The following is a 6,323-nucleotide window of genomic DNA, read 5'->3' as shown; positions in this document are numbered from 1 at the left end:
ATCGTTTTTTGCGCAGGCAGGGGGAGTGGAGAGACACGCTTGAGCCGAAGCATCGGTTGAGCCATAGCAGAACAGCCAAACCTGCAACACCAGGGCAATCGAACAAGCACGATAAAGTTTGCCTCTGGCAGCAAAAGATGTGTTTCGTCGGGTGTCCGTTGCGCCGAGGTTGGGCGGGGCGGATGGCAAGTCCAATCACCTTACCCTGCTCACATGAAAAAACACCTCGTGTTTCTTGCCTTCATCGGCGTGTTCGGCAGTGCGTCTGCGGCGGACATCGTCGGCAATGCCAAGGCTGCTGAAAACAAAATCTCCAACTGCATCGGTTGCCACGGCATCCCAGGCTACAAAGCCAGCTATCCCGAGGTCTACCAGGTACCGATGCTGGGTGGCCAGTCTGCCAAGTACATCGAAAACGCGCTGCACGCCTACCAAAAGGGGGAGCGCAAGCATCCTTCGATGATGGGCGTGGCCGCCAGCCTGTCGGACCAGGACATCGCCGACCTGGCCGCCTACTATTCGCAGCAGAAGTAAGGGGGAGCCACGCAATGAAGAACAACCTGATTGCCTTCGCGCTGCTGGCTGCCACAGCCTTGCTGGCGCAGGTGGCCGGTGCGGCCGACCTGGCCAATGGCCGCGCCCAGCTGGAGAAGTACAACTGCGCTTCCTGCCACGGCAAGGACTACAACTCGCCTACCGACCCCGGCACGCCCAAGCTGGCCGGCCAGCACGCGGACTACCTCAAGCACGCCCTGACCGCTTACCGGCGCGGCGACAGCGCCATGAACGGTCGCAACAATGCCGTCATGTCGCCCAATGCCAAGCCGCTGTCGGATCGCGACATCAACGACATCGCCGCTTATCTGCACAGCCTGCCGGGGACGCTGGTGGTGCGCAAGTAAGGCCGGTTCTGGATGAAGCAAAGCCACGCCATTGCAGGATGAAGGCGTGGTTTTTTCCGTACCAGCCGGGATTATCCCTGCGCGCGCCGCTTGATATTCTCGATATAAGCCGCCCCATCCGGCGGCAAGCCGTTGCGCTGGGCATTCCAGATCATCTCTCCCAGGGCTTCCATGATCTCGTGATGGGCCTCGTGTTCCGAGCCGCGGCGCTGCGCCAGCAACTGGAAAGCGCCGCGGATGCCGGGCGGCTGGTCGATGGAGATCTGTTCCGTGATCGACAGGTGCATCGACAGATGCAGGAAGGGATTGCTGCGCCCCTGTTCCACCGAATAGTCGGCGGCCAGCGCTTGCTCGACGTCGCGCAACGCATCGTGGTATTCCGGGTGCTGCAGGATCCAGTCGCGGGCGATGGCCTCCAGGGGCGTCAGCACCAGGTTGCCCTGGTGCTTGCGGTAGGCTTCGCAGAAGAAGCGGCGGACATCGTGCTGGGACGGGGTGAACATGGTGCGGTGCAAATCGGTGGCAAAGCGCTATTTTACGCTGGTCTGCGTGCATCTTCAGGTGGGCCGCAGCGGGCGCCGACGTCCTGCACGCAGATGAAGTAATATTCTTTCCAGCAGACAAGCATCAGAATAATCCATCCAACAAAACAAAACCCGGCGACACCGCCTCTGCGTGGTGTGTGGGGGGGATTCAAGCCGGGCATCGAGAAGGGATAGTGCATGGGTGTTGTTGGAACTCCGCCTCCGCCTGCGCGCCGCCAACGCTTGTGGTCGCTGTGCCGGGCAGCGGTGTGGGCATTGTCCCTGCTGGCCCTGGCTGCGCACGGTGCCGGGTGGCCCCGGCCAATACGCCATCCGCTGCTAACGAGGATGTGCAGGTTGATGATGCGACCCTGCTCATCGGCTTTGCCGGTCCCTTGAGCGGCCCCAACATGGGAGTGGGGCGCAGTATGCGTAACGGGGCGCAACTGGCCATCGATGAAGTCAACCGGCGTGGCCTGCGCATTGCCGGCAAGGTGTACCGGCTCAAGCTGCTTTCCCAGGATGATCGCGCCGACCCGGTCACGGCCGAGTATGTAGCCCGCTATCTGGCCAGCCAGCACGTCCTGGCCGTGGTGGGACACTGGACCAGCGGTACCAGTCTGGTGGCTGCGCCCGTCTATCACGCCGCCGGGGTGATCCAGGTGACGCCCTCAGCCATGAGTCGCAAGCTCACTGCGCTGTCCTATCCGCGCATCTTCCGCACCATCCCCAACAACGAAAGCATGGGACGCTGGTCGGCCCAGTACGCCGTGGGCAAGCTGGGGGTACGCACCGTGGTCACCATCGATGACCGTACCCCCTTCGGCCAGGGGCTGGCCGAGCAGTTTGCGCAAGAAATCCAGGCTCAGGGGGCGCAGGTGGTGGGCCGTTATTCGGTCAGTGATAAGACCTCTGACTTCAACGCGCCGTTGCTGCAGGCACGCAAGCAGGCGCCGGACCTGATCTTCTTTGGCGGGCTGGACTGGCAGGCAGCGGTGCTGGTCAAGTCGATCCGACGTTTGAAACTGGAGGCCCGGTTCATGGCCGCGGCGGGCACGGTTGGCCTGCCTTTCCTGATGGGAACAGGTGTCGATGCCAATGGCACCCTGGTGCTGGAGCCGGGACCACCGGAAGACAAGATGCCGGGGTGGAAGAGTTTCCGCCAGCGTTACAGCGAGGGCTTCGATTCCAACATCGACCTTTACTCTGTATTTGCCTATGAAGCGGCACAGGCCATCATTGAAGGCCTGCGCCAGGCCGGCAGCACTGATCCAGATGCGGTGGCCCGCGCCATGCACCGCCTGCGCTTCGAGGGCATCAGTGGGCCGGTCGCCTTCAACCAAGAGGGGGATCTGCTCAATCCCAGCTTTACGATGTATGAAGTCAAGGACCAGCGCTGGGTCGCAGTGACGCGCCTGCACGGCCTGCCGCGCTAGGGGGCTTTTACACGCCCTTGGCCGGCAGCGGCGTCTTCTGCTTGAATTCGCACAGGTCGGCAATGATGCAGTTCCAGCACTGTGGCTTGCGCGCAATGCAGGTATAGCGACCGTGCAGGATCAGCCAATGGTGCGCATCCTGGCGGAACTCGGGGGCGACGAACTTGATGAGCTTGCGTTCGACTTCATCGACGTCCTTGCCCGGTGCCAGTCCAGTGCGGTTGGAGACGCGGAAGATGTGGGTATCCACCGCAATGGTGGGATGGCCGAAGGCGGTATTCAAGACCACGTTGGCGGTCTTGCGGCCCACGCCGGGCAAGGCTTCCAGCGCCTCGCGCGACTCCGGTACCTCGCCGCCGTGCTGCTCGATCAGGATGCGGCAGGTTTCGATGACGTTCTTGGCCTTGGTGCGGTACAGGCCGATGGTCTGGATGTAGGGCATCAACTGCTCCACCCCCAACTGGTAGATCGCAGCCGGGGTATTGGCCACCGGGTAGAGCTTGCGCGTGGCCTTGTTGACCGACACATCGGTGGCCTGGGCCGAGAGCAGCACGGCGATCAGCAGCTCGAAGGGGGTGGTGTATTCCAGCTCGGTGGTCGGGGTGGGATTGGCCTGGCGCAGGCGCTCGAAGATTTCGCGGCGTTTGGTCGGGTTCATGGGCGTGGGGTGTCGGTGGCGTTGCCGCTCTTTGCGGCTTGTTCGGCTTGCAGCTTCTTCAGGCGCGAGCGTTCCATGGCGGCCTGGATGATGGCTTTCTTGCGGGCCAGTTCGGCCTGTTCTTCAGGCGTGCCGGCTGCGGCCGCTTCCACTTCCTGCAACTTGGCCGCCGCCTTGGCGGCCAGGCGCGCATCGTTTTCTTCCTTGTCGCGGCGCAGGCGCAGCGTGCGCCATTGGTAGCGCCGACGCGCGGCATCAGCCTGCTCCTGGCTCCAGGCTTGCCAGCCGGTGCGGCCGGGCGTGGCCTCCACCATGCTGATGCAATCGACCGGGCAGGGCGCCACACACAGGTCGCAACCGCTGCAGAGCGCATCGATGACGGTATGCATCTGCTTGGCCGCGCCGGCGATGGCATCGACCGGGCAAGCCTGGATGCAGAGCGTGCAACCGATGCAGACTTGCTCATCGATGACGGCCAGGCGACGCGGCTGTTCGCTGCCGTGGACAGGATTCAAGGGGATCACCGGCTGGCCCAGCAGCTGCGCCAGCCGCGCTACGCCCTCGGCACCGCCGGGTGGGCACTGGTTGTGGGAGGCGCGACCTTCGGCCATGGCTTCGGCGTAGGGGCGGCAGGCCGCATAGCCGCACTTGGTACATTGGGTCTGCGGCAGCAGGTCTTCGAGGCGGTCGGCCAGGGAGAGGGTGGTCGGGGCGGTGGTGGCGGATGGCGGCACGGCGGTTGGACGATCAGACGGTTCAACGGAACAAGGGCGCTATTATCCGGCCAAACTGCGTTGAAGTCATTTCGCGTGCGCAAAGCAAAACGGCGCCGCCGTCGGAACGGGGCGCCGTTGCCGGTATAGCGTGATCTGCTCAGGCGTTGGCGCGGATGAATTCGCCAATCTTGGGGCAGACGATCTCGCGCCAGCGACGGCCCGAGAAGATGCCATAGTGGCCAGCCTTGGGCACCGTGAAATGCTGCTTGCGGGCCTTCGGGATGCTGCTGCACAGTTCCTGCGCCGCCTGGGTCTGGCCGGAGCCGGAGATGTCGTCCAGTTCGCCTTCGATGGTAAACAGCGCGACCGACTTGATGTCCTGCGGACGCACCAGCTTGCCTTCGATTTCCCAGGTGCCACGGGCCAGGTCGAAGTCCTGGAACACCACCTTGATGGTCTCCAGGTAGAACTCGGCCGGCATGTCCAGCACGGCGTTGTACTCATCGTAGAACTTGCGATGGTCTTCGGCCGAGGCATCGTCGCCATTGCGCAGATGCATGTAGAAGTCCCAGTGGCTCTGGGCATGGCGGCGCGGGTTCATGGCCACGAAGCCGGCATGTTGCAGGAAGCCCGGATAGACCTTGCGGCCAAAGCCCGGGTAATTGGCCGGCACGCTGTAGATCACCGTGTTCTCGAACCAGGAGAAGGGCTTTTCGGTAGCCAGGTCATTGACCGCCGTGGGCGACTTGCGGGCATCGATGGGGCCACCCATCATGGTCATGCTCTTGGGCAGCTTGGGATCGTTGGCGCTGGCCATGAGCGCAATGGCCGCCAGCACCGGCACGGTGGGCTGGCAGACCGAGATCACGTGCACGTCCGGGCCCAGGGTGCGGATGAAGTCCTGCACGTAATAGACATAATCGTGCAGGTGGAACTCACCCTGTTCGACCGGCACCATGCGTGCATCGGTCCAGTCGGTGATGAAAACGTCATGTTCCTGCAACAGCGCCCTGACGGTCTCGCGCAGCAGGGTGGAATGGTGGCCGGACAGGGGCGCCACCACCAGCACGGTGGGCTGCTTGAGCGCGGCGCTCTGGCGGGCCGACAGGTCTTTCTTGAAATGGATCAGGCGGCAGAAGGGCTTGGTCTCGACCACTTCCTCGCTGATGCCGACCGGCTTGCCCTCGACTGGCACTTCGCCGATGTTGAACTGCGGCTTTTCGTATTCCTTGGAGAGGCGATAGAGCAACTCGTAGCCGGCGGCGATACGCTGCGAGAAGGGGGTGTGGGCGAGCGGGGAAACCGGGTCCGAGAACAGTTTGGCCGAAGTCTCGGCCCATTGCATCATCGGATTCAGAAACGCGCGATTGAGTTCATGCAGTTGATAAAGCATAGCTGACCTTTATACAAGCACCGGCTGGCCTGCCCGTCCAGGCGAAGGGCCCGGACCAGGTGCGCAGCAAGCATGTGCCACAAACGTTTGGCGACGATCATCGGCTGACAAACTTCATATTGTGTCCAGTTTGTCAACTTTTTCCTTGTTGCGACGCAATAGCATAGCACGCTTTGGCTGAGCGGCTGTTGGCGTGGCAGACCGGTGGCGCCTAGCCCACAAGTTCCTGCAGAAACTTTCATAAACAAAAAGCCCCCGTACCGGACGGGGGCTTTGCAAGCCGCTTGCAGCGGGGTGCCGGATCTTGCGGCTGGTTTTTAGTCGAAGACCGGGCTTTCCACGCCCAGGATCTTGTGCAGCTTGGGCGAGGTGGTGGTGTACTGCATGTGGATCTTCTTTTCCGGGAAGATGTAGGGCGCAGCACCGAAGGCGGCCAGCGCGGCTTCGTGGAAGCCCGACAGGATCAGCTTCTTCTTGCCCGGATAGGTGTTGATGTCGCCCACGGCGAAGATGCCCGGGACGTTGGTCTCGAACTTTTCGGTATCCATCACCTTCAGTTGCTTGCGTTCGATCTCCNAGGCCCATTCGGCGATCGGGCCCAGCTTGGGCGACAGGCCGAAGAACACCAGCAGCATGTCCAGCGGCAGGCGACGGGTGACGCCATCGGCGCCCGTGACCTTGACTTCGGCCAGCT

General features: G+C 62.7%; 8 protein-coding genes. 3 read left to right on the top strand and 5 right to left on the bottom strand.

Going from position 1 to position 6,323, the window contains the following annotated elements:
- Positions 1-213 precede the first annotated feature (213 nt).
- Positions 214-534, top strand: coding sequence for a c-type cytochrome (locus tag I5W_RS00510; protein WP_017454200.1), 321 nt, complete (start codon positions 214-216; stop codon positions 532-534).
- Between the two features lie 14 nt (positions 535-548).
- Positions 549-902 carry a c-type cytochrome gene (locus tag I5W_RS00505; RefSeq protein WP_017454201.1) on the top strand — a complete coding sequence of 118 codons (354 nt, stop codon included), beginning with the start codon at positions 549-551 and terminating at the stop codon, positions 900-902.
- A gap of 71 nt (positions 903-973) precedes the next feature.
- Here I5W_RS00505 and I5W_RS00500 read toward each other — a convergent pair whose 3' ends face one another.
- Positions 974-1,405 carry a DUF1841 family protein gene (locus I5W_RS00500; protein ID WP_044527784.1) on the bottom strand — a complete coding sequence of 144 codons (432 nt, stop codon included), beginning with the start codon at positions 1,403-1,405 and terminating at the stop codon, positions 974-976.
- Between the two features lie 290 nt (positions 1,406-1,695).
- Here I5W_RS00500 and I5W_RS00495 point away from each other — a divergent pair, with 290 nt between their 5' ends.
- Positions 1,696-2,862 (top strand): branched-chain amino acid ABC transporter substrate-binding protein, encoded by a 1,167-nt coding sequence (locus I5W_RS00495; protein ID WP_252716833.1) that lies wholly within the window; start codon positions 1,696-1,698, stop codon positions 2,860-2,862.
- Positions 2,863-2,869: 7 nt separating this feature from the next.
- On the opposite strand, the gene nth is transcribed toward I5W_RS00495, so the two are convergent.
- From nth to I5W_RS00475, 4 genes are all read right to left on the bottom strand, one after another.
- Entirely contained in the window at positions 2,870-3,520 is a 651-nt protein-coding gene (nth, locus tag I5W_RS00490; protein ID WP_044527783.1) for an endonuclease III, read from the bottom strand.
- The gene (rsxB, locus tag I5W_RS00485; protein ID WP_044527782.1) at positions 3,517-4,254 is read right to left on the bottom strand and encodes an electron transport complex subunit RsxB; all 738 of its coding nucleotides are present in this window, start codon (positions 4,252-4,254) and stop codon (positions 3,517-3,519) included. Before rsxB ends, nth begins: the two co-directional genes overlap by 4 nt.
- A gap of 139 nt (positions 4,255-4,393) precedes the next feature.
- Positions 4,394-5,629 (bottom strand): polyhydroxyalkanoate depolymerase, encoded by a 1,236-nt coding sequence (locus I5W_RS00480; RefSeq protein WP_044527781.1) that lies wholly within the window; start codon positions 5,627-5,629, stop codon positions 4,394-4,396.
- A 317-nt stretch (positions 5,630-5,946) separates the two neighbouring features.
- Positions 5,947-6,323 (bottom strand): FAD-dependent oxidoreductase (locus I5W_RS00475; RefSeq protein ID WP_044527780.1); only part of this gene is annotated, 377 nt, incomplete at its 5' end.

Origin of the sequence: Herbaspirillum sp. B65 (assembly GCF_000333555.1) — a bacterium.
Classification (GTDB): Bacteria; Pseudomonadota; Gammaproteobacteria; order Burkholderiales; family Burkholderiaceae_D; genus Herbaspirillum; species Herbaspirillum rubrisubalbicans.
The sequence above is the reverse complement of the archived record's forward strand: the minus strand, read 5'-3'. Positions and strand labels throughout refer to the sequence as shown.